Consider the following 22,942-nt stretch of genomic DNA (forward strand, 5'->3'; position numbering starts at 1 on the left):
GCTATAAATATGCTCATTAGTGATTTTCCGTAGCAATTAGGGCTTGTATATTGTGAACGTTCGTTTTTTAGATGTAAAAAGAACCACTCTTATTCAGAATGATTCTTTCATATAGTATAGTAACTTCTTTTTAAGAAAGGTGAACACCTTTTTCAACCAAGGCTTCCAATTCAACGAGACGGTCTTCAAAAACTTTGAAGGCAGCATCCAAGTAGTCGGTATTGGTCATATCAACACCAGCTTTCTTGATAACTTCCAAAGGATAATCTGAGCTTCCCGCCTTAAGGTAAGTAAGGTAAGCTTCTTTATCCTCCTCAGTACCGTGAACAATTTTTTCAGCCAAGTAGCTTGCTGCTGCAAACCCTGTAGCGTATTGGTAGACATAGTAATTCATGTAGAAATGCGGAATACGTTCCCACTCAAACTGAATTTCGTAGTTATCTTCAGCTTTAAGGTTATAATATTTCTCATTGAGGTCTGCGTAAAGTTTATTCATGAAGTCGGCTGTCAAGATTTGACCAGAGGCATCTGCTTCATGGATAGCATGCTCAAACTCAGCAAATTGGGTTTGACGGAAAACAGTTCCCTTGAAACCATCCAAATAGTGGTTAAGAATAGCAAAACGTGTTTTGTCATCTTTTACCTCTTTAAGAAGCGTTTCTGTCAAGATATTTTCATTAGTTGTAGACGCAATTTCTGCCAAGAAGATTGGGTAATCTCCATAAACATATGGTTGTGTCTGACGTGTGAACGTTGAATGCAAGCTGTGGCCGGTCTCGTGAACCAAGGTAAAGAGATTGTCCAGAGTGTCTTGCCAGTTCAAAAGCATGAAAGCATTTGTATCATAGGCACCACCTGAGTAGGCACCTGAGCGTTTTCCTTTGTTAGGGTGAACGTCAATCCAACGTTCCGTAAAGGCTGCATGAACCCCTTTACTATACTCTTCACCAAAGATTGCCAAGACTTCTTCTGCTTTCCTGAGGGATTCTTCATAAGTAAGAGCAGTTTCAGTCTCAGAAAGTGGTGTATAGACATCATACATCTTAAGCTCATCAAGTCCCAAGACCTTCTTACGCAAATCAAGGTAACGGTGCAAAAGTGGTAAATGCTTGTTCACTGATTCCAAGAGTGAGTCATAAACACTCTCTGGAATAAAATTAGCCGCAAGTGCTGCATGACGTGCCGAATTATAGTGACGAACTTTGGCTTGGTAATTGTGAACCTTAACAACGCCTTGAAGTGTTTGTGCATAGGTATGTTGGAACTGCTCGTAAGTACCGTACATCGCTTCATAAGCACCCTTACGAATATCACGGTCCTTAGATTCCATGAGGGTGATAAAGTTACCATGTGTCAACTCAACCACATCCCCTTGGCCATCTGATACCCATGGGAAGAGGATATCAGCATTATCCAAGACATTAAAGGTATCCGTTGGACCGTTGAAAATATCACCGGCTGCTGCCAAGAGTTCTTCCGCTTCTTGAGAAAGAACGTGATCCTTGTTGGCCAAAAGACGTTCGAAATAGTGGTCATAAAGTCCAAGACCTGGCTCTTGTTCTTTAAATTCAGCTAATTTCTTATCATCCAAGGCCATAAATTCAGGCTCAAAGTAAGCAAAGGCTTCACTCAACTGTGAATAAAGGTTTGAGGCCTTTGCTTGGTACTCTTGATACAGACCTACTGTTGTGTCTTGGTCATTTTTCATTGACGCATAGACATAGATTTTCTCCAAGCGACGCATAAGGCTCATATAAAGTTCTGTTGCCTCAAGCAAGTTCTTAGCAGAATCCAAGAGATGACCTGCATAAGCACTAGCCTTCCTCAAATCCTGAACAGTGCTTTCATATTCGGTCTCCCAATCTGCATCTGTCGCAAAAATGGTCGTCAAATCCCATGTGTATTTTTCTTCTAAATGAGTACGATTGTCTGACATAATATTCTCCTTAATTGTGTCTATTCTTTTCTATTTTAGCATAAAAGGTGGGAGGGTAGAGAGTTTGTCGATAAGAAAAATGACTTTTTCGATAATATTGCTTAAAAAGCTTTTCAAAACCTTCAAGTGACTGTCTAATTTGTACAAAACCCTGCCTAGATTCAGGAAATCTTACTTGTGGGAAAAAATCCTGATCAGACAGACATAACAAATTCATTCCTCTAAGATAGGCTTCTTCCTGCCTTCTCATCCACCTTGGATTTTTCCCCATTAATTCTCGTTGAATCACATGTGAGACTTTCTTTCGCTGAGTCACTTGATAGGTCTCAACCTTTTCTGCTTGATAAGGATAACGTAGAACTGCCATCAGATTTTCGGTTAAAGGCCAGGTCTTAGTTAAGTAATAGACTTTCCCAAAAATATCCTCATAGATAAGATACTTAAGTCTAATTTCCTCTTTCTTCCAATCAAGCTCCCATAGATGAAATCCTATATTAGCCGTAAAATAGAGAAAGCCCCGCTGTAAGTCTGTTAAACGCCGTCCCAACCATAGGTCTTCCCCCAAAAGCCAACGCACTTCATAACCTGCTTGGTGATAGGCACGTGTCCTCTCTCTCAAACGTTGCTGAGATAAACGAGAACACTGAACTTCCAGAGCCAGGGAATCACCAACAAATAAATCTGCAATTTGCCCCATCTCGGACAAAACCTTTTCAATACAAACTCTTTCACCATGATTAACTAAGGACTTATATAAGGCTGCCTTAAGGGATAAATGTTGGGCCGATTCATTCTCCGAGAAGAACTGACAATCTTGTAAAGACTTATGAGCAAAATGCGGACACATTACCTGCCCCTGCCTCAATAGGACAACTCCCTGACAGCCCGGACAGCTGTAGGATTCCTTACGTTGCAAACTAGTTTCTAGAGCTGAAACGAGGTCTCCCTCCTGATTTTTTGCAATTAACACGACACCCTCCTTCATGCACTCTCTTACTTATTCGTAAAAGAATTCACAAAATAAAAAACATCTAGATTACTCTAGATGCGTCCCCCATTCAAACTGAAACTTGCTCCCTGATGTATGGAAACTTAGGTTTATAGGTGTATTGCTTACCTTGGGATACAAGTGCCGCTCAGTCCATTTGATCTCTTTTCAATAATCTCGATACCTAAAGGAAAATCCCCCAACTTTCCTAGGAATCAGGATCTTGAAAACAGTTTCTATTCCACACGACCTTTAAAAATAGTCAATGTAGCATAGACAGATGCTCTCACAAACATCTGGTCAAATTCCGTCACTGAAGCATCATCCCAATATGCTTATCACCCTTTTGTTCCGCAATCCCACTAAAAACTTAATCCTTGAGTTGATAATGAGATAAAACAATTTTTAGACTTTTACAAGTTAAAGTCTTTATTTACTAACATTGAACCACCATTTCCCTAGGTGCAGTTCAATACCAACAAACGCAAAACCGTGTTGGTCCAAAATGGTTTCTAGTCAAGAGTATCTTATGATTGATAGTCAGTCAATCTGAAGAACTTTCCCTCTAGCTCCTTGACGCAGAACGTCATACTGCTTACAAGATACTATTTCCTAGAAGAGTATTGGCTAAAAAAGCCACTCTCAAAACATACCACCTATCAGTCATTAGGTTTAATCCACCTTCTGATAGGTATATTAGCAGTTACTGCTTTATTTTCTTTCCCTCTTTGCTTTTGAAGATTAGTCTCTACCGATTCTGCTGTTTTTGAATCTGTCGTTTGCTCTACACGGATTAAAAATACCGCTAGCTCCCGCTACGATGATGCTGATGTTTTAAATCGATTAATCTGATTTGTTTGCTGTTTAAATCTTCTCTTTTTAAATCATCACAATGAAACATTGGAATTTGATAACTTAGAATTCCAGATTCTAAGCTAGTCTTTTTTTGGACTAGGGAGTCACCCTGCCAAAAAAACAAACTCTTCCTAACACAATCTATTATACTGTATTATAATTTTTTGTCAATTAATTTATTTCATATTTTTTGAAAATAATATTTAGACCCTTGTTTTTTACATGGTTAGCTATAGAGAAAAGCCTATAATATAGGCCTTGTTTGCAGTTTTGAAAAAATTAGAAAATGTATATCATTTTTTCTTTTTTGAGTCTAAATCAAGTAGTTTTACTAAATGTCAGAAAATTTCATCTTTCTTATTTCTAGCTATCTTGATTCTTCCAAACCAAAAAAGCTAGGAAAATTTCCTAGCTTTTTTGTATTATCTTAGTGTTTACGTTTGTAAGTTGAGATACCGAACAAGGCCAAAGCTGATGTCACCATAGCTGCACCTGCTGCTGCAGAAGCTGCTGTTGATTTTTCACCAGTAGCTGGAAGAGCTGGAACTTCTTCTTTTACAGGTACTGATGTTGGTGTTACAGGTTTACCTGGTGTAGGTTCTGTTGGAGTTGTTGGTACTTGAGGTTTTGGTTTCTCAGTTGTTTCTTCAACAGACACAAAGTTTTTGTGGTAAGTAACTGATGCTGAAACAGTATTTGGAAGAACTGGTTTATTTGGTTCTTCTGGCAATTCAGGAACAACTACTGTTGAGTTAGTTGCGAACCAGTAAGCAGTTGGAACGTTAAGGTTATTTCCGCTTACGATGAAGTCCATTGGTTCACCCTTGAAGATTGTTGCAGCAGCACCATAGTAGGCATTCTTCGTACGAGGTGTTCCATCTGGGTTAATCGCATCCCAACCTTCATCTGTGACTTCACCAGTTGTTGGGTCTACTGTTGAGTCACTGTTAAAGCGTGAACCGTTAGCCACAAATTCGTTATCGTTTGTTGCATAAGCATAACCATCCTCATGCAAAGTGATAGATGAACCAGGAATTTGAACGTATTCATTACCATTCAAACCAACTTTTTCAATGTGGTTCCCAAGCTCAGTATTCCAGTGGTTAAGTGATGAGATACTCAAAACTGATCCATTCTTAGACAAATCAAGTGGTGTCACTGATGATTCAGTTTCAAAGAAATTCAAGTTCATCTTAACATGAAGTTTTTTGTTAGTGTCGTCAGTTTGTGAACCAATGAAAAGTGTCTTCGTTGGATCGTGGTACAACTTAACAATGGCTGAACCATCTGTACTTGGTGTTTCTACCAAAGTGTAAGTTGCAACGATTTTCTTAACTGGAGTACCATTGAATGATGTTCCGTTTAGATTGTTGTATGTTACAGTCAACGTTTGACCTGTAGCCATCTTCAACCATACATCTTCAGTATATTCACCATCAGCATTGATAGTGTACTGTGTACCGTTAGCTGCACTGAAGTCACTTGGAATGTAACGAGATGTGTTGAATTGTTCAAGGATTTCATCTACTGAGTGACCTGATTGGATTGTTTTATCCAAGTAGTCAACTGAACCTGCTGAGTTTTCAACAGTCATAGTAGCATTAGATTCTGTTTTATAAATCAAGCCAGTGGCATTTTCAGCCAAGCCCTTTGTCAAAAGACGAGCTGTTGTTCCACCAGTATATTCCTTGTATGATTTTTCCCAAGCAGCATAAGCAAGAACGTCTTGGTAGTATTTGTCCAATTGTGTTTTGTAATCTGCAAGTTTTTGATTATATTCTGAAACCGCAGTTGTCAAAGCTGTTGTTTGAACTTTGTTGTCATTGTTAGCAGCTTCGACGCTAGTGTGTTTCACACCTGCTTCTTCTGTAGCTGTGAATCCTCCTGTTGCAACAACATTTGCTTTAGCAGATGTAAGAGCTGCATCAGCTTCTTCACGAGTCAATTTATTTTCAGAAACAACTGTATTTGAAGCTTCTTGAGCATCTTTAGCTGCTTGATCTTGAACAGCTTTAACATCAGCAGAATCTTTTGATGCTGCTGCAGTCGTTGTTGCAGCTTCAACAGCGTTATCGAAGTCAGGATTTGAAACTTCAGCAATAGCTTTAGTTGTTGTTTTTACAGTAGTATCTGTTTCAGTAGTAGTTTTTTCTTCTGTTCCAGGTACTGTAGTGACAACCGCTGCATCACCTGTTGTTTTAACAAGATTAGCACTTGATTCTGCAGTCGTATTTGATACGGTTGCATCAGTATCAATAGTTGCTGTTACATCTTTAGCTTCATCCGCAGCTGCTACGCTTGTAGCCGCGAGTCCTGCAAGCAATACGCTTGAATACAATGTTGTTTTAAATGGATTGACTTTCATTTACACTTTCTCCTTCTTGGTTAACATTTTATTAACCTATTTTCTTCACCGTTTAATATACTACCGTGATTTTCAAAATTTGGCAATAGTTTTCTGAAAAAAATATTATATATTTGCTACACGTTTTTAAAATTTGACACACTTTTGTTATAATTCAATCATTTCTTTACAATTAATTGTAATTCGTAAGGGAATCACAGAGTTTTCACTTATTACTTTCTTACAGCCGTTCATTTTTTTCTCATAAAGGACTGTTTCTAAGATAGCATATGTATTCTACTATATTCGGATTATCATGAAGTGACCTCTTCATTACTAAAAACACATAAAAAACACCTTCAAGACCTTGACTTTAAGCGTTTTTCGTAGTACGCTTGAAAAAAATGTTAAGAAAGTTGGGGGACTTTTCAATGACAAAAAAAGAAATGAGATTGCTGATTCTTCTTGGGGTTAGTTTTATTTTAGCGAACCTTGTACTGCGTTTGCTTCTTAGGCCTCTGCCTGAGAATATAGGTTATCTCATTAAAACGCTTGGCCTTATGTGTCTATACTATTTCCTCGTACAGAGACGCCTTGGATTAAAGATCAAATCGACTAAAAAGATAAGTTGGTCTGAAACCTTAGGGGTTTGTTGGTTTCTTCTTTTGGCAGATTTCTTCTATGTTTCTGCGGTTGCTTTTGGGATCAGTAAAGCACCTCACATGATAGGAACTGCCTTGGTTATTGCCTTAGGAGCCGGGTTTTTTGAGGAATATTTTTTTCGTGGACTTTTCCTTAAACTCGCCTTCCAAGATGGTATTAGATCTTCAAAACAGGTTTTAGGAGTCGTTTTCTTATCTGCCATAATTTTTGGACTAGCCCATCTTGGAAACCTCACTCACCAGCCCTTGAACGCTACCTTGTTCCAGGTTTATTATGCGACAGCTATAGGCATATTCTTTGCTGCTATTTACCTACGTACTGGTAGCCTCTGGTGGACTATTATTCTGCACTGTTTGGTTGATTTTGCCAGTGTCCTTCTCTCGCAATCAACACAGGCTGCACCAGCTACAAGTATCTGGCATTTCATTTTCTGGCTACCTTTAATTGCCCTAGGACTCTTCCTTATTCGTCCTAAAAAATTGAAAGCCATTAGATATCTTAATGACTAATATTTCAAACTGCATCCCACAAGTTAGATTTTTGGTGTCTAACCTGGGGATGCAGTTTTTCATTTATCAGCACCACATTCTTACAACTTATCTCAATTTCCATTATTACTCCAAAAACGATTTAATCATAGAAATTTCATATCAGGTCTTCATCTATTCCTATCAGAATTTTGCTGATTTTAGACTTCTCATTTTGTTATAATATGACCTACAATCATATTTTTTTAAAGGGGATGCTTATGAATTTTCAACAATGTCGCTATGTTCAGACTATCGCTGAAACAGGGTCTTTTAGTAAGGCTGCTAAAAAACTCTTTTTGACTCAACCTAATCTCTCAGCATCCATCCGTGATTTAGAGGAAGAACTTGGAGTCCAACTCTTTGAACGTTCCAATACAGGAGCTAAACTAACTGATGACGGTCATGATTTTCTCAAATACGCCAAACGTATTCTTGGAGAGCTAGATCTACTAGAAGGACGCTATCGCAAATCCTTTAAGAAATCATTCACTGTTGCCAGTCACCACTACGATTTCTTGTCACTTCCCATGGCTCACATTGCCCAACGTTTTCGTAGTGATTATCAAGAATTTCAACTGATTGAAACAACAACTAGGAAGATTCTCAAAAGCGTTGAAAGCTTCGAAAGTGATCTGGGGATTATTTATCTAGATGAAGATAACGACCATATCCTAGAACGCAGTTTCCAACACATGGATTTAACTTTTACCCCACTTGGAGAGTTTGAAACCAAGATTTTCTTAGGTCGCCAACATCCCCTAGCTCACAAAAAATCCCTCAACCTCAAAGATTTAGAGGGATACCCACAGGTCCGCTTTCGTCAAGAAAGCTCTGGAATTCATTTTGACGAAGATCCTCTCGAGGTTCTGCCTGACCAACAAGTGATTTACAGTAATGACCGAGGCAGTGTCATGAATTTGCTCTGTGCCTCAGATAGTTACGCTTCTGGCCTCGGTATTGTTAATAGTTTCATTAAGGACCAAATTGTTTTACTTCCACTGAAGAACAGTCCCAAGCACACCTTGGGGTTTGTGACAAATAATAAACAGAAACAATCCGCAATTATTCAAGCATTTATCGAGGAAATTCAGGATAGCTTACTACCCCACCACTAAGGAGAAGAAAATGGAATTTCAAACACTTAACAATGGCATCAAAATACCCGTGCTTGGTTTTGGTGTCTGGCAAATTTTCGATCAAAAGGAATGTCAAAAAGCCGTTGAAGACGCTCTTTCTGTAGGCTATCGATTAATTGATACTGCTAGTCTTTATCGAAATGAGGAGGCTGTTGGACGTGCCATTAAGTCATCTGGTATCCCTCGAGAGGATATTTTCTTGACTAGTAAAGCCTGGATTAGCCAGCTCGGCTACGAAGATACCAAATTAGCCCTAAAAGAAACACTTCGCAAACTAGATACTGACTATCTTGATTTATATTTGATTCATCAACCTTTTGGCGACTTACATGGTGCCTGGCGTGCTATGATTGAGCTTCAGCATGAAGGACTTATTAGAGTCATTGGGGTTTCTAACTTCTCAACAGGACGTTTGGCAGATTTTGCCTTGCAAACACCTGTTATTCCAGCAGTCAATCAAATCGAGTTGCATCCCTATAAACAACACAAACTGATTCAGAAAGCTGATAAGAAATTCGGTACCCTAACACAAGCCTGGGCCCCTTTTCACAGAGGAGAGGATGGTATTTTTCAGGACTCAACTCTGACTGCTATCGCTGACAAACATGGCAAGACAGTTGCTCAGGTCATCCTCAGATGGCAAACCCAACAAGGCATTCTGACCATTCCTAAAAGTACCCATATCGAACGGATGAAGGAAAACTTTAATAGTTTTGACTTCCACTTAGACCAAGCAGATCTTGATGCTATTAGTAGACTGGACCGATACCCAAATGCTTATGGTCCTGATGAAAGTGTGGAACGCATTAAGCATTTATTGAAATATAGTGTATAAGAAAACGAGTTCGACTGAACTCGTTTTTCTTATACTCTAGCTCCTCTTGTGGCTTTCTTTAAGTAGTGACGGAGCTTAGGTGATATTCTCCAGTAAATAATTTTCAGTTTTAAGGAATCAGAACTCCTAAGTGCTAGACTTAGATGTCTTTCAAGCGCTTTACTCACAACCGAAGTTTAGTAAAAAACAGTTTAGCAATTCTACGAATTGAAAAACTGTTTTTATATAATATTTTACCCAATCACACTTCCGTTTGGAACAGATGGATCTACTGTCAAGACAGTGAGTTTGCCGTCATGTTCTGCGGAAAGAATCATACCTTGGCTGACATATTTTTTCATCATCTTACGTGGTTTGAGGTTAGCCACGACTTGAAGTTTTTTGCCGACCAATTCTTGTTCGTTTGGATAGAATTTAGCGATACCTGAGAGGATTTGGCGGTCTTCTCCGTCGCCAGCGTCAAGACGGAAGCGAAGCAATTTGTCTGAACCTTCGACTTTTTCCACTTCTTTAACTTCAGCAACACGGATTTCAACCTTGTCAAAGTCGTCAAATTTGATTTGGTCTTTTTCAGACTTAAGTTCGACCTCTTCTGGGTTCCATTCTTTCTCTTGAGGTTTGCCTGCGTTCATTTGAGATTGGATGTAGGCAATTTCTTCGTCCATGTCAAGACGTGGGAAGATTGGAGTTCCTTTTGAAACGACTGTCACATTTTCTGGGAAGCCTGAAAGTTCAAGATTTTCAAGGTCAAATGCTACTGGCAAACCAAGTTGTTCCATAATGGCATTTGAAGTTGTCATCATGAATGGTTGGATGAGGTGGGCTACCACACGAAGACTAGCAGCCAAGTGAGCCATAACAGCTGCCAATTGTTCCTTGTTACTATCTTCTTTGGCAAGTACCCAAGGAGCTGTTTCATCGATATACTTATTGGTACGTGAAATGATGTTCCAAACGGCGTCCAAGGCACGTGGGAAATCTACAGCATTCATTTGTTTGTGGAATTCTTCAATATTTTCAGCCACAACCTTAGCCAAATCAGCATCAAAGTCTGTAACGTTCTCAACATAGGCAGGCACTTGACCACCGAAATACTTGTTAATCATGGCAACTGTACGGTTGAGGAGGTTCCCCAGGTCATTAGCCAACTCGTAGTTGATACGGGCCACATAGTCTTCTGGTGTGAAGGTACCATCTGAACCGACTGGCAAACTACGCATGAGGTAGTAACGGAGTGGATCAAGACCAAAACGCTCTACCAACATTTCTGGATAGATCACGTTTCCTTTAGACTTAGACATCTTACCGTCTTTCATGACGAACCAACCGTGGGCAACAAGACGTGTAGGCAATGGCAAATCAAGAGCCATAAGGATGATTGGCCAGTAGATTGAGTGGAAACGAAGAATATCCTTACCAATCATGTGGATAATTTCGTGGTTTTCATCATTTTGCCAGAACAAATCAAAGTTACCATGCTCATCCTGACCATAACCAAGGGCAGTAATATAGTTGATAAGAGCATCAATCCACACATAAACCACGTGTTTTGGATCTGACGGTACTTTTACTCCCCAAGTGAAGGTTGTACGTGACACAGCCAAATCTTCCAAGCCTGGCTCGATGAAGTTTTTAAGCATTTCATTCATACGACCATCAGGTTGGATAAATTCTGGGTGTTCTTTAAAGAAGGCAGTCAAACGGTCTGCGTAGTTGCTGAGTTTAAAGAAATAGGATTCTTCAGAAACAAGCTCTACCTCATGTCCTGATGGAGCTACCCCACCAATGACATTACCTTGATCATCACGGTAAACTTCTACCAACTGGCTTTCAGTGAAGAATTCTTCGTCTGAAACTGAGTACCAACCAGAGTATTCACCAAGATAGATATCTCCTTGTTCCAAGAGACGCTCGAAAACTTGAGCAATAACTTTTTCATGGTAATCATCAGTCGTACGGATGAATTTATCGTATGAGATATCCAAAAGTTGCCAGAGGTCCTTAACACCAACAGCCATACCATCCACATACTCTTGTGGTGTGATGCCTGCTTCTTCAGCTTTTTGTTGAATCTTTTGGCCATGTTCATCAAGCCCAGTAAGATAGAAGACATCATAGTTCATCATACGTTTGTAACGTGCCAAGACGTCACAAGCAATGGTTGTATAGGCAGAACCAATATGCAATTTACCAGATGGGTAGTAAATAGGTGTTGTGATGTAGAATGTTTTTGTCATTTTAATTTCCTTTCATGTGTTAACAAATGGGCTAACACTGATGATATAACATCTTATTATAGCACGTTTTGGACACTAAAAAAACCAGACTAGCTGGTTTTAAATAATATTAATTTGCGAGGAACATAAGATTCACTTTGAATGACATTCGCAACTTAAAAGCTTAATATTAACCTTTTCAACTCCCTATCCTTCTTAGAGAATTTATCATAGTCAGATTGTAATTTTTCCTCTTTTGCTTTGGACAAGCGTTTGAAGGTCCGCACAGAATGAATTTCCCCATCTCCATCATAGCTAATAATTGTTAGTCTGTCTCCTATTAACTTATAACGATAAGTCCTTTTCAACTCTGATTTATACCTTTTTCTATACTCTTTTATGTCTCTCTCAATTCCAGACTCAGTTTTAAGAGGAGCACCCTTATAGTATTTTCTTAGAAGCTTACCAACCATATCTTCATATTCTGAAAGTGTCCAAGTATGCTTAAGACTCCTTGACCAAGCGTCACAGTCGAAATTATAACCAGTCATATAATCTATCTTATAAACATAGCCTTCGCCATTACTTAAAAAATAATCACATGTTTTTAAATGATTGCCTCTTACTTTAACAAAGTCTCGAACATATATATCGATGGATTCATTATACTCTAAAACATCAACCATCTCTTTCTCATCTTTGTCATAATAATAGTGAGATTCAATTAGATAGGTTCCCTCAGGAATTTTACCTCTTTGCAGGTGTATAAAGGCGTAAGAACCTAAGGAAAGTGCCACTAGAAGGATTGTCCCAACTAGAGAAACTATTATGATTTTTGCCTTCTTAGACAATCCTGTTTTAGGAGTCCTAACTTGTGAAACTGGTTGTGTCACCTGTTCTCTGAGTTGAACTTGTGGCTTGACTTTCTCTACCTTAGGCCCTTGAGAAATAAAATCGCCACTAGATTTAGCCTGTTGGATTTCTTCCACTGTCGGTTGTCGATTATTGATTATTTCGAAATAGTCTAACCACTCTTTTTCATTCATGATAGTACCCCCTTCCCATTTCTACTTTCATTTTACCAGAAAAATACCTTCTTAAACGCTTTTCATAAAAGAAAAAACCAGCTAGGCTGGTTTTAAACATTACTAGTTTTGAAAGCGCTTTTTATCAGCTCTAACATCACGTTCATAGTCATAATCTAATTTCTTCACGTCATCCTCTGATAGGCGTTTGAAGCTTCTTTCTTCTGTAAGTTTACCTTTCTTATTATAAGTTGTGACGATTAATTTATCACCCTTAACCTTGTATCGAACGGTTTCTTCGAGAGATTCTTTGTAGGATTTAACGTAAATCTTTTTACTTTCATCGTTATCAGCCTTAGTTCGATATTCACTTATTTTGTATTGATTATCTACTGCCTGGTCAATGACTTTCGTATATTCAGATAGTGACATGTTTGGTTTAAGCGTTCTAGACCAAGCATCTGGACGGTATGCTTCGTCAGTATCATAGTCTGTAAAGTCAACCAGATTGTTCCCGCCAGCTAAGGTATAAAAATAAAATTTAACATTGTTCCCTTTGACTTTAACAAAATCATGAGCCTCTAGGCCACTTTCCTTGAAAGATTCCATACCATCAACCATTTTCTTCTTATCTTTATGGTAAAAGCGATAAGTTTCAAGTAGATAGGTTCCTTCAGGTATTTTACCACCTTGCAGGTGCATAAACGCATAGCCACCAAATGAAAGTGCCACTAGGACAATCGCTCCCACCACAGAAGCAATAATAATTTTAGCTTTCTTAGACAAGCCTGTCTTAGCAGGAGCAACTTGTGAAACGGCTTGTGTCACTTGATCACTCAACTGAGATTGTTGAGGATTAACACCCTCGTCCTTAGACTCTTGAGAAATAAATTCCCCATTAGCTTTTGCTTGTTGGATTTCTTCCTCTGTCGGCTTACGATTATTGATTGTTTCGAAATAATCTAACCACTCTTTTTCGTTCATAAAAGTCCCCTTTTTCATTGATATTTCCATTCTACCAGAAAAAAGACTCCAAAGCTATTTGACTATTTTCATAAAAAGAAAAGCGGTACCAAGATGGAGTTTTAGCTCTCCTTCTTGTACCACTTTGCTCATTTACATCATTGGCTGATTAAATTTTATCAATGCCTCTTTTGCTGCTTTTACTATCGTCAGAGCCTGATTTAGAACCACTACCATAGTCATCGCTGTAACCATAACCGTAGTCACCTCCATAACCATAATTAAAGTAATCCTTATACTCGTCGTACTGATCACTATAAGTCTTCAATTCTTTCTTATAATCTTTAATTGCATCCTTATAATCATCCCAACGCTCTTCAGCATCCCCCTTACTCATACGCTTAAAAGTAACACGGGATTGAAGCTCTCCATCCTTGTCATAAGTAGATAGCGTATACTCGTTACCTTTTTTGACGTAAGTTCGTTTTTCTTTGAGAGATTTCTTGTAAGATTTTACAGATTCTTTAACGGCTTCTTTTGTAGCGTCTTTAGTGTAAAAAGAATAATCCTTAGACATATCTTTCATGAAGTCTTTGACTGTAGATTCAAGCTCTTCAACTGTTAAAACTTCTGTCTGAGTTTTATTCCATGGATCGAACTGCTGAGGGATTTCATGTTCATACTCTAACAAGCTAACATAAGGTGATTTATTGTCCTCGAGATAAGAATAGTATCTAGATCTATTATTTTTTACTTCTACAAAGGAGTAGACATCATCAAATTCATCGAAAGCATTTACCATCTTATCTTTATCTTCATCACGATAAGAATAGGCCACTACCTCATATGTTCCATCCGCAATCTTACCTGATTGGTAGCGCCATAGTGAATAGCCTCCAACGATAAGTAAAATCGCTGCCAAGGAACCTAAGACTGATGCCAAAATAATCTTAGTTTTCTTAGACATACCTTTTTTAGGGGGTACTACTTGTTGGAAGGTTGCTGTTGCTTGGGCAAACTGAGGCTGTTGCGTCATAGCAATTACAGGTTCAGCTGGTTTAATCGGTCTTTGCTCCGTCACTTGTCCATTTGAGCTAAAAATATTAGGTCGTTCAAGGATAAACTCGCCTGCTGCTTGAGCTTGAGATAACTCTTCGGGAGTTGGTTTACGACCGTTGACTAATTCAAAGTACTCAATCCACTCTTGCTGGTTCATAATAATCTCCTTTTTTATTGGTCTACTGTTCTATTGTACCAAAATAAATGGTGAAATAGTATTTGACAATTATCATAAAGACTGTAAGTTTTTTTAATAAAACATTTGGCTATGATTCTCGATAGTAAAGAGGTACTTGGTCGGTAAGTAGTTCAACGCCAGATGAGATAATCCCCATCATGCCTTGAATAATTATAATACTTCAAGGAATACTCATAATCCCAATCATAACCACTTTTGACCTCTTTGGCTTCCTCTGAGCTCAATCGTTTAAAAGTTCTACGCGACTCAATATGTCCATCATCAGCATAAACAGTCAGAACGAGACCATTAGGTCGCTTTTCATAAGTTCTTTTTTGCTTCAACATTTTTTTATAATCGTCTACACACCTTTGGACAGATACTTCCTTTACGTTTGAGTACTCCTCTCCCTTTTTAGAAATCTTATCAATATGAGAAATCACTAGAGCTTTATATTCAGAGACTGTTAGATCCTGTTTCAAAGTCCCAGTATGTGGGTCAAAAGTCTGTGGAAGCTTTTCATCGTGCTCAAATGGTGAGACAAAAGGTTCCCCATCCCCCACAAAAACATAATAAAATTGAGATTTCATATTCTCAACAACTATAAAATCCTCATATAAACTATCATTATTCTCTCCCCGCTTAGTCCAATTTATCAATTCATTGGAATATGCTGATTTAGCCTCATATTTTACCATCTGATAGGTACCATCTGGAATATAGTTCTCTTGATACTTCCAAAACCTTCCCTCTATAATGGCTATTAAGACTACTGCCACAAGGCCAAGAACCGAAATAAGAGCAATCTTCCATTTTTTTGCCTTAGTCATACTTCTCCCCCCATTTTGGCCTATTCTTCAATACTATTTTACCAAAAATAGAGAGGAAATCTGTGACTTGACTATCAAAGAAAAAGAGGGGGAGAACACTTACTCTCAAACCTCTTTTCATCTATTTACTTTTAACATCCTCAGCACCAATGACTGGGTATTCGGTCAATCCTGATACTACTTCTTTAGCCTGGTCTGATTCTTCTGATTTTTTCTCAAGATCAAACTTAGGTGCATCTTTTTCATAAGCATTAATGATATCGGCAACAACTGGGTGACGTACGACATCACTGGCAGAGAAATGAACAAAATCAATAGCCTTGATTCCCTTCAATTTCTCCATGGCATCGACAAGACCAGATTTAACACGACGTGGAAGGTCAATCTGGCTCATATCTCCATTGACAATCATCTTAGAATTAAACCCAAGACGAGTCAAGAACATCTTCATCTGCATGATGGTTGTATTTTGCGCTTCATCAAGGATAACAAAGGCATCTTCGAGGGTACGACCACGCATATAAGCAAGAGGGGCAATCTCAATAATTTCACGTTCCATTAGGCGAGTCGTTTGCTCTTTGCCAAGAATTTGATAGAGGGCATCATAAACTGGACGAAGGTAAGGATCTACCTTTTCCTTGAGATCGCCAGGCAAAAAGCCAAGACTTTCACCTGCCTCAACCGCCGGACGTGTTAGAACAATACGTTTAACTTGACCACGTTTAAGAGCTGTAACTGCAAGGGTAACCGCTAAAAAGGTCTTCCCTGTACCGGCTGGACCAATCCCAAAGACCACATCATGATTTTTAATGCTATCAACATAGACCTTTTGTCCTAAAGTCTTCACTCGGATAGGCTTACCACTATTGTCCTTGATAATCTCTTCTTCATATAAAGCAACAAACTTATCAATCGAACCATCTTGAGCCATGGTCAAGGCTGCGACAACATCTGAAGTGTTAACTAACATCCCTCGCTCCACTAAAACAAGGAGGGCTTGAATGGTCAAGCGGGCCAATTTGACACTTTCTTCGTCATCTCCAAGGATTTGCACACGCTCTGTTCGAGCATGAATGATAACATTTAGGTTTTCTTCGATAAGTTTTAGATGGCGCTCATTGGTCCCAAAAAGTGACAAGACATCATCTGGGTGATTTAGGGTAATTTCAACAGAATACTCTTGCAAATAGAGTTCCTCTTTCTTTCGTCTTTTTCTCCATTATATCAAAAAAATCACGCCAGGCGTGACTTTTTGTAATTCTTAATTATGCGTTGAATGATACGTGAACGTGGTCATAGTGGTTTTCAGTAACGCTACCACGGTCAGGCATTTGGTTCCAAGTGTTGGCTGGTCCGTAGATATTATCTACTGGTGCGTAGAATTGTTGTCTGTAGATGATGTATGAAATACCTGCATTTGAGATATTGTCTACAGCATATTGTGCGACTTGATTACCAACTTCTGAACCAACTGGTACCATAACGTCAACGGCAAGTCCTTGACCATGGTCTTGTGGGTCACCTTCACGGTAACCACCGATATCAGTAAGACCGAATTGTGCTGCTACATCTTGACGGAAAGCTTCAGCTTGTGGTTGAAGGTGTGGATCCGTTGGAAGTGTATTTGTTGATGCAGGTTGTGCCGCTGGTGCTTCTGATGCTACTTCTGATGTTGCTGCTGGTTCTACCGCTGGCTGTTCTGCTGGCGCCTCTGAAGCCGCTGGTGCCTCTGAAGCAGCTTCTGATGTTGCTGCTGGCTCTGCAGCTGGTTGTTCTGCTGGTGCCTCTGAAGTTGCTGGTGCTTCTGAAGACGCTTCTGATGTTGCTGCTGGTGCTTCTTCTTTTACTTCAGGTTGTTCTGGTGTTGCAGCAGCTGGAGTAGTTTCTGCATCAGGTGTAGCTTCTGCTGACGCAGTTACATGATCAATAGCATCAGCAACTGGTTGTTCAGTTTCTGCGTATGCTGGTGCTTCTGATGCTGATGCGATAGCTTCTGTTACTTCTGAAACAGCTTGAGTTGATTCTTCTGTAGCAGGTGCTTGAGTAGCTGTTGTGCTTACTGTTTCAACTGGAGCCGTCAAGTCCGCCGCAACTACAGATTGACCGTTTACAGTCACTTCGTTAGTTGTCAAATTAGCTTCTGCAACTACAGGTGTGGTTGATGTTTCTGAAGCTGGAGTTTCAACTTTAACAGAGACTGCTTGATTATCAGAATTGTAAGTTGCTGTCAAGACTGTTCCAGGGTAAATCAAATCAATGTTTGTAATTTGATTGATGTTAGCCAAAACGTTCACATTGATACCCATTGCTTCAGCGATACTTCCCAAAGTATCACCGTATTGAACTGTATAAGTTTGTTGGTTATCACTTACAGCGATATCTGCTTTGATTTGATCTACTGAACGTGCTGCCCAGTTTGAAGTTTCATCGGCATGTACGTGACTTGCAGCAAAAAGTGAAAGTGCTGCGGTCGAGTATAGAAGAGCCTTTGTTGTTTTAGATTTTGATAACATGTATAATTCATTCCTTTTTAACAATTTTAACATCTACAATAATACCACACTTTCCATCAAAAAAGTTATGATTTACTGCTCTTTAAAGCAATTACTAACTAGTTGTAACAAGCCTAATTTATTGAAAAACATCTGATATATTTGTAAAAAAATGTAACAATTCATCCCATTTCAAATGGTAATTACTTTTTAAAGAAAATGCTAAAAGTCATTATGCTTATCGTAAACTTAGTCACTATTAATGGGCTAGATAATCTTCCCAAATCTGGTCAAACTGCCCTAGATTAAAGGAAAAGCTAGCTTGATCTTCCAAGTAACGACTGACTTCTTCAAAGTCATCAGTATGCTTCGGGAAGGTTGAATCTTCAAAAGCCAAATCAGCCAAGATTGCTACTGGTTCATTGGATTTGGGATTACGCTGGGCCATCAGCCAAGTATAAAAGGATTTTCTCATGCCTTCTCCTAACCGATTAATTCTGTTCCAAACTGATCTTGTTTGATTTTTTTTGCCTTCATTAGACCACCTAGAGCCTTCTTAAATTGACCCTTAGAAATACCGAAGGTTGCCTTGATATCTGCTGGTGATGACTTGTCATTAAGTGTCATAAAGCCACCATTGCTCTCTAAATAGGTCAAAATCATCTGAGCATCATTTTCAAGCATTTCAAAAGAACGTGGCTTAAGAGAAAGATTGAGGGTTCGGTCAACTTCTCTGAACCCAATCACACGCGCTTCAAGGACCTGACCTAAACGTGGCTCTGCATAACGTTCTGATGGATGGATGAAACCAAGCATGTTATTCTCTGGCAAATAAACAAAAGTTCCTGACAATTTGAGACGGTAGGCAATAGCTGGCCATTTTTGGTTTTGCATATTATCATAAGCAGGTCCAGCCATACGTTGAAAGACCTCAGGTTCGGCAGGAAGTCCCCAAATACGGTCTTTTTTGTCAACATCGAGTTTGATGAAGAGTTTATCCCCCTTCTTAGGCCAAAGCTCTTTGAGTTCTGGCAAAACATCGAGAGAGACAACAATCTCCTTATCTGGAATTCCTACGTCTACAAAGACACCCAAATCCTTACGGACTTCAGTGACCTCTCCCCAATCATAAGAATCACGAGTTGCCTTGATTTCCTTTTGTGTTAGACGTGATTTTTGCTTGCTATCTGTATAGGCGAAGCCTGTCACCATGTCACCAATAGCGTGTTCTCCTTCTTCTTTAGATAAAGCAAAAGTCACACCGTCCTTTTGTACAAAGTAAAATTTATCATTTTCATCAGTTACTAGGGCAGTAATGATCGTTCCAAGTAATGTATTCATCTTTTTCCTCTAAAAAGAGAGTCGGACAAGGAAGCTAACATAGTCCATGCTCTTTTGCTTCTGTCCCACTCTCCTTATTTTTCTATTGATTAAACAGTAAGGAGTTCTTTTTCCTTTTCTGCTGTCATGCTGTCAATCTTCTTAACAGCGTCATCAGTTGCTTTTTGGATATCTTTTTCCAAAGCTTTTAATTGATCTTCTGTGATTTCTTTGTCTTTTTCTTGCTTCTTAGCTTCATCCATAGCGTCACGGCGGATGTTACGGATAGCGATTTTAGCATTTTCGCCGACTTTTTTCACTTCTTTAGCCAACTCTTTACGTGTTTCTTCTGTAAGTGCTGGGATAACCAAGCGCACAACAGAACCATCATTAGCTGGGTTGATTCCAAGGTCAGATTCATTGATCGCACGTTCGATATCAGCAATTGAACCTTTATCAAATGGTGAAATCAAAAGGACACGTGCTTCAGGAACCGTGATTGAAGCCAATTGGTTAAGTGGTGTTGGAGCACCATAGTATTCTACAGTGATACGGTCAAGAAGTGAGGCATTGGCACGACCTGCACGGATAGAGCCAAATTCACGGGCCAATGACTCGTGTGAGTGGGCGAAACGTTCTTTTGCTTTTTCAATAATTGCGTTTGTCATAAATTCTCTCTTTCTTACTTGTGTGATTCTGCTTTGTTAGATACGGTTGTTCCAATTTGCTCACCAAAGATAACACGTTTGATGTTTCCTGGTTCGTTCATGTTGAAGACAACAAGGTCAATGTCATTATCCATTGAAAGGGTAGAAGCTGTGGCATCCATAATTTTCAAACCACGTTTGATAACTTCCACGTGTGTCAATTCATCAAATTTGACAGCATCAGCGTTTTTACGAGGGTCGTCATTGTAGACACCATCAACGCCGTTTTTAGCCATAAGAATAGCATCAGCTTCAATTTCAGCTGCACGAAGAGCCGCTGTTGTATCTGTTGAGAAGTATGGCGAACCAATACCTGCTGCAAAGATAACAATACGACCTTTTTCAAGGTGACGAAGGGCACGACCACGAATATAAGGCTCTGCCACAGATTTCATATCAATCGCTGTCTGAACACGTGTATCAACACCGAGTTGTTTCAAACTATCTGCCATAACAAGGGCATTCATAGTTGTTCCAAGCATACCAGTATAGTCTGCTTGAACACGATCCATTCCTGCTTCAGCTGCAGGTTCCCCACGCCAAAGGTTACCACCACCGATAACTAGAGCAATTTGAATACCTGAATCCGCTACCTCAGCAATTTCTTTAGCCATAGCTTGGACAGTTGGAAGATCAATCCCAACACCTCGTTCACCAGCTAGAGCTTCACCTGAAAGCTTAATGAGGACACGTTTGTATTTTGGTTCTGCCATGATTTCTCCCTATTAACTATTTTGTTTTATGATTTAATTCTTAGCTGAGATTCATCTTTCCTAAGTCGTCAATTACCATCCTTTTAAGGTGGTTAAGGGGCTTATTCAAGCAACTCCTTTTTATGATTAGGATAGGAAAATGTTCTCTTTTTTTGCAAAGAAAACACTAAATCTTCATCCTTACTATTTTATCATAAATTAGGGTTTTCACCTAGTCAAATATTTAAAAAATATCCTTACAAGATAACTGTAAAGGTGATGGTGTCATTTTTATAAGAGGCAAAGATACGCCCCTTAAATAATTTGACCATACTTTGAGCCATGGAAAGGCCAATGCCAAAACCTTTGTGTTCTTTGTTATTATGGGATTCTTCAATACGATAAAAACGCTCAAAAAACTTGCTATAGTCAACAGCCTTACCTTCTTTATAGGTGTTTGACACTTCTAAACGAGCCCGTTTTCGCGTTCTTCCAATCTGACGAAGTCTTACCGTAACTGTCCCTTCTGGATCACAATACTTGTTAGCATTATCCACAAGGAGAGTTACAAGTTCAAAGAGAGACTTCTCCTCAGCCTTTACATGGATATCTGGGGCGATATCCATAACGAAGGATTTGCCATCTCGGACGACAGGTCCCTTAAAGTCCTCGGCTGCATCCTCTGTAATATAGGAAAAATCCACATCTTGAAGAACAATGTCCGGCTGCTCTTCCAGACGAGATAGAGCCACAAGAGAATTGATTAGATTGGTCAAACGTGCCACCTGGTCATTAGTTGACTTGGTCCATTCATTCTCCCCTGTCATGAGTTCCTGTAGCTCCGTATTGGCAGAAATAATGGCCAATGGTGTCTTTAATTCATGACTAGCATTGGTAATAAAACGTCGCTGCTTTTCGTAGTTTCGAATGAAGGGACGAATGACGATTCCTGATAAGGCACTGACAATGACGACAAAAAAGATAAACCCAAACATTGATAAGAGGATAGAAAGACTGAGCAAGGCTTGGGAAGAATTGTAATAAGAGGTCGTGTCCAGGAAGACCACAAGAATCTTATTTTTGCTGACTTTGCTAACCTGATAACTCAGATTGATATTTTTTTCTCTAATTGTTCCAAGAGTATTCGTCATACGGCTAGCTGCAAGTGCATAGCTAACAGCTTCTTCATCATCTATTAAAGAAGTATGGCTGGTATCCTGACTGACCACTTTATCACCAGATAAGGTCACACTGAAAAAACGAAAACTATCCGATGGAATTTCATGCCCTTGATTGGTCTCAATTTTTTTAGTTTTTCCGAAACTACCATTATTTTCTGTAAGCGTGTTGAGAACCTTACTAATTTCCTGTTCTGTTTGAAAGGACCTCACAGTATTGATGATTCCCACTGTAAAAACCAAGATAAAGAGAATAGCCAAGGAAGCAATCGTAATAAATTGAAGTCGTAAACGTCTAAACATGAACTACTCCTCTCTAATTGGCAAGAAGGCAAAAGTCACCACCCTTTTCACCAAGAATGCTGATATCGGCCTGGATGGCTTGCAATTTCTGACGCAAATAGGAAATATAGACCCAGACAATCGACTCGTCCACATCTTCCTCATCATCCCAGATGGTCTTAAAAAGGTGCTCAGTCGTTAATTTCTTGGCAGGATTGAGCATGAAGTGAGCCATTAGCTTGGTCTCTCTGCTCGAAAGTCTAATGGCGTTGCCAGCTACCAACTCCTGTTCCTCCTGATCCAAACGTACAGAACCAAGTGTCAAAATTTTGGCAGTAAAGGTCTCACTAACACGACGCTCTAGCGAGCGCAAACGAGCCAAAAGTTCCTTAAGAGAAATCGGCTTGGTCAAGTAATCGTCTGCCCCAGCGTCAAGTCCTGTTACACGATCATCAACTTCAGCCATGGCCGTCAACATAATGACATGCGTCGTATTCCCAGAGGAGCGAATCTCTTTCAGGGCCTCAATACCTGTTTTAATGGGCATCATGATATCCATAATCATTACTTGATAGGCATTCTGTGCGGCTAGGTCAACTGCCTCTTGACCGTTAAAGGCCTGATCCACCTCATAGCCTTGATGCTCAAGAGCCGCCTTGTAAACTCGAGAAAGAGCTTCCTCATCCTCAGCTAGTAGAATTTTCAAAGCCATT

At 39.4% G+C, this 22,942-nt stretch carries 19 protein-coding genes; 3 read left to right on the forward strand and 16 right to left on the reverse strand.

Going from position 1 to position 22,942, the window contains the following annotated elements:
• Positions 1-130: 130 nt before the first annotated feature.
• The 3 genes from pepF to HMPREF2867_RS06410 all read right to left on the reverse strand — a co-directional run bounded on the left by pepF (position 131) and on the right by HMPREF2867_RS06410 (position 6,144).
• A complete protein-coding gene (pepF, locus tag HMPREF2867_RS06400) occupies positions 131-1,936 on the reverse strand; it encodes an oligoendopeptidase F (protein ID WP_070576521.1) in 1,806 nt (601 codons plus the stop codon).
• A 10-nt stretch (positions 1,937-1,946) separates the two neighbouring features.
• On the reverse strand, positions 1,947-2,906 hold the full coding sequence (locus tag HMPREF2867_RS06405; protein WP_070576639.1) for a competence protein CoiA: 960 nt from the start codon (positions 2,904-2,906) through the stop codon (positions 1,947-1,949).
• 1,300 nt (positions 2,907-4,206) lie between these two features.
• Positions 4,207-6,144 (reverse strand): GbpC/Spa domain-containing protein, encoded by a 1,938-nt coding sequence (locus HMPREF2867_RS06410; RefSeq protein ID WP_070576524.1) that lies wholly within the window; start codon positions 6,142-6,144, stop codon positions 4,207-4,209.
• A 644-nt stretch (positions 6,145-6,788) separates the two neighbouring features.
• Here HMPREF2867_RS06410 and HMPREF2867_RS06415 point away from each other — a divergent pair.
• From HMPREF2867_RS06415 to HMPREF2867_RS06425, 3 genes are all read left to right on the forward strand, one after another.
• Complete coding sequence (locus tag HMPREF2867_RS06415) at positions 6,789-7,295, forward strand: CPBP family intramembrane glutamic endopeptidase (RefSeq protein WP_247914606.1); 507 nt, start codon at positions 6,789-6,791, stop codon at positions 7,293-7,295.
• 239 nt (positions 7,296-7,534) lie between these two features.
• Positions 7,535-8,431 carry a LysR family transcriptional regulator gene (locus HMPREF2867_RS06420; protein ID WP_002885507.1) on the forward strand — a complete coding sequence of 299 codons (897 nt, stop codon included), beginning with the start codon at positions 7,535-7,537 and terminating at the stop codon, positions 8,429-8,431.
• 10 nt (positions 8,432-8,441) lie between these two features.
• Positions 8,442-9,287 carry an aldo/keto reductase gene (locus HMPREF2867_RS06425; protein WP_070576530.1) on the forward strand — a complete coding sequence of 282 codons (846 nt, stop codon included), beginning with the start codon at positions 8,442-8,444 and terminating at the stop codon, positions 9,285-9,287.
• Between the two features lie 233 nt (positions 9,288-9,520).
• On the opposite strand, the gene metG is transcribed toward HMPREF2867_RS06425, so the two are convergent.
• The 13 genes from metG to HMPREF2867_RS06490 all read right to left on the reverse strand — a co-directional run bounded on the left by metG (position 9,521) and on the right by HMPREF2867_RS06490 (position 22,941).
• Positions 9,521-11,524, reverse strand: a complete 2,004-nt coding sequence (gene metG, locus HMPREF2867_RS06430; protein WP_070576532.1) for a methionine--tRNA ligase — start codon at positions 11,522-11,524, stop codon at positions 9,521-9,523.
• Positions 11,525-11,679: 155 nt separating this feature from the next.
• Positions 11,680-12,549, reverse strand: a complete 870-nt coding sequence (locus HMPREF2867_RS06435) for a hypothetical protein (RefSeq protein ID WP_070576534.1) — start codon at positions 12,547-12,549, stop codon at positions 11,680-11,682.
• A 102-nt stretch (positions 12,550-12,651) separates the two neighbouring features.
• Positions 12,652-13,530, reverse strand: a complete 879-nt coding sequence (locus tag HMPREF2867_RS06440; protein ID WP_037601893.1) for a hypothetical protein — start codon at positions 13,528-13,530, stop codon at positions 12,652-12,654.
• Positions 13,531-13,660: 130 nt separating this feature from the next.
• Positions 13,661-14,707 (reverse strand): hypothetical protein, encoded by a 1,047-nt coding sequence (locus HMPREF2867_RS06445; protein WP_037601891.1) that lies wholly within the window; start codon positions 14,705-14,707, stop codon positions 13,661-13,663.
• A gap of 152 nt (positions 14,708-14,859) precedes the next feature.
• Entirely contained in the window at positions 14,860-15,558 is a 699-nt protein-coding gene (locus HMPREF2867_RS06450) for a hypothetical protein (protein WP_070576537.1), read from the reverse strand.
• A 121-nt stretch (positions 15,559-15,679) separates the two neighbouring features.
• A complete protein-coding gene (locus tag HMPREF2867_RS06455; RefSeq protein ID WP_070576544.1) occupies positions 15,680-16,744 on the reverse strand; it encodes a PhoH family protein in 1,065 nt (354 codons plus the stop codon).
• Between the two features lie 79 nt (positions 16,745-16,823).
• Positions 16,824-18,071, reverse strand: coding sequence for a LysM peptidoglycan-binding domain-containing protein (locus tag HMPREF2867_RS06460; protein ID WP_070576547.1), 1,248 nt, complete (start codon positions 18,069-18,071; stop codon positions 16,824-16,826).
• A gap of 238 nt (positions 18,072-18,309) precedes the next feature.
• Entirely contained in the window at positions 18,310-18,525 is a 216-nt protein-coding gene (locus HMPREF2867_RS06465) for a YozE family protein (RefSeq protein ID WP_002885591.1), read from the reverse strand.
• A gap of 8 nt (positions 18,526-18,533) precedes the next feature.
• Positions 18,534-19,391 carry an RNA-binding virulence regulatory protein CvfB gene (gene cvfB, locus HMPREF2867_RS06470; RefSeq protein WP_070576550.1) on the reverse strand — a complete coding sequence of 286 codons (858 nt, stop codon included), beginning with the start codon at positions 19,389-19,391 and terminating at the stop codon, positions 18,534-18,536.
• An 89-nt stretch (positions 19,392-19,480) separates the two neighbouring features.
• On the reverse strand, positions 19,481-20,038 hold the full coding sequence (gene frr, locus HMPREF2867_RS06475) for a ribosome recycling factor (protein ID WP_002885567.1): 558 nt from the start codon (positions 20,036-20,038) through the stop codon (positions 19,481-19,483).
• 14 nt (positions 20,039-20,052) lie between these two features.
• Complete coding sequence (gene pyrH / locus HMPREF2867_RS06480) at positions 20,053-20,790, reverse strand: UMP kinase (RefSeq protein ID WP_002885551.1); 738 nt, start codon at positions 20,788-20,790, stop codon at positions 20,053-20,055.
• 236 nt (positions 20,791-21,026) lie between these two features.
• Positions 21,027-22,250 (reverse strand): sensor histidine kinase, encoded by a 1,224-nt coding sequence (locus tag HMPREF2867_RS06485; RefSeq protein WP_070576553.1) that lies wholly within the window; start codon positions 22,248-22,250, stop codon positions 21,027-21,029.
• 13 nt (positions 22,251-22,263) lie between these two features.
• Positions 22,264-22,941 carry a response regulator transcription factor gene (locus HMPREF2867_RS06490; RefSeq protein ID WP_060972076.1) on the reverse strand — a complete coding sequence of 226 codons (678 nt, stop codon included), beginning with the start codon at positions 22,939-22,941 and terminating at the stop codon, positions 22,264-22,266.
• Position 22,942 lies beyond the last annotated feature (1 nt).

Origin of the sequence: Streptococcus sp. HMSC064H09 (assembly GCF_001812625.1) — a bacterium.
Classification (GTDB): domain Bacteria; phylum Bacillota; class Bacilli; order Lactobacillales; family Streptococcaceae; genus Streptococcus.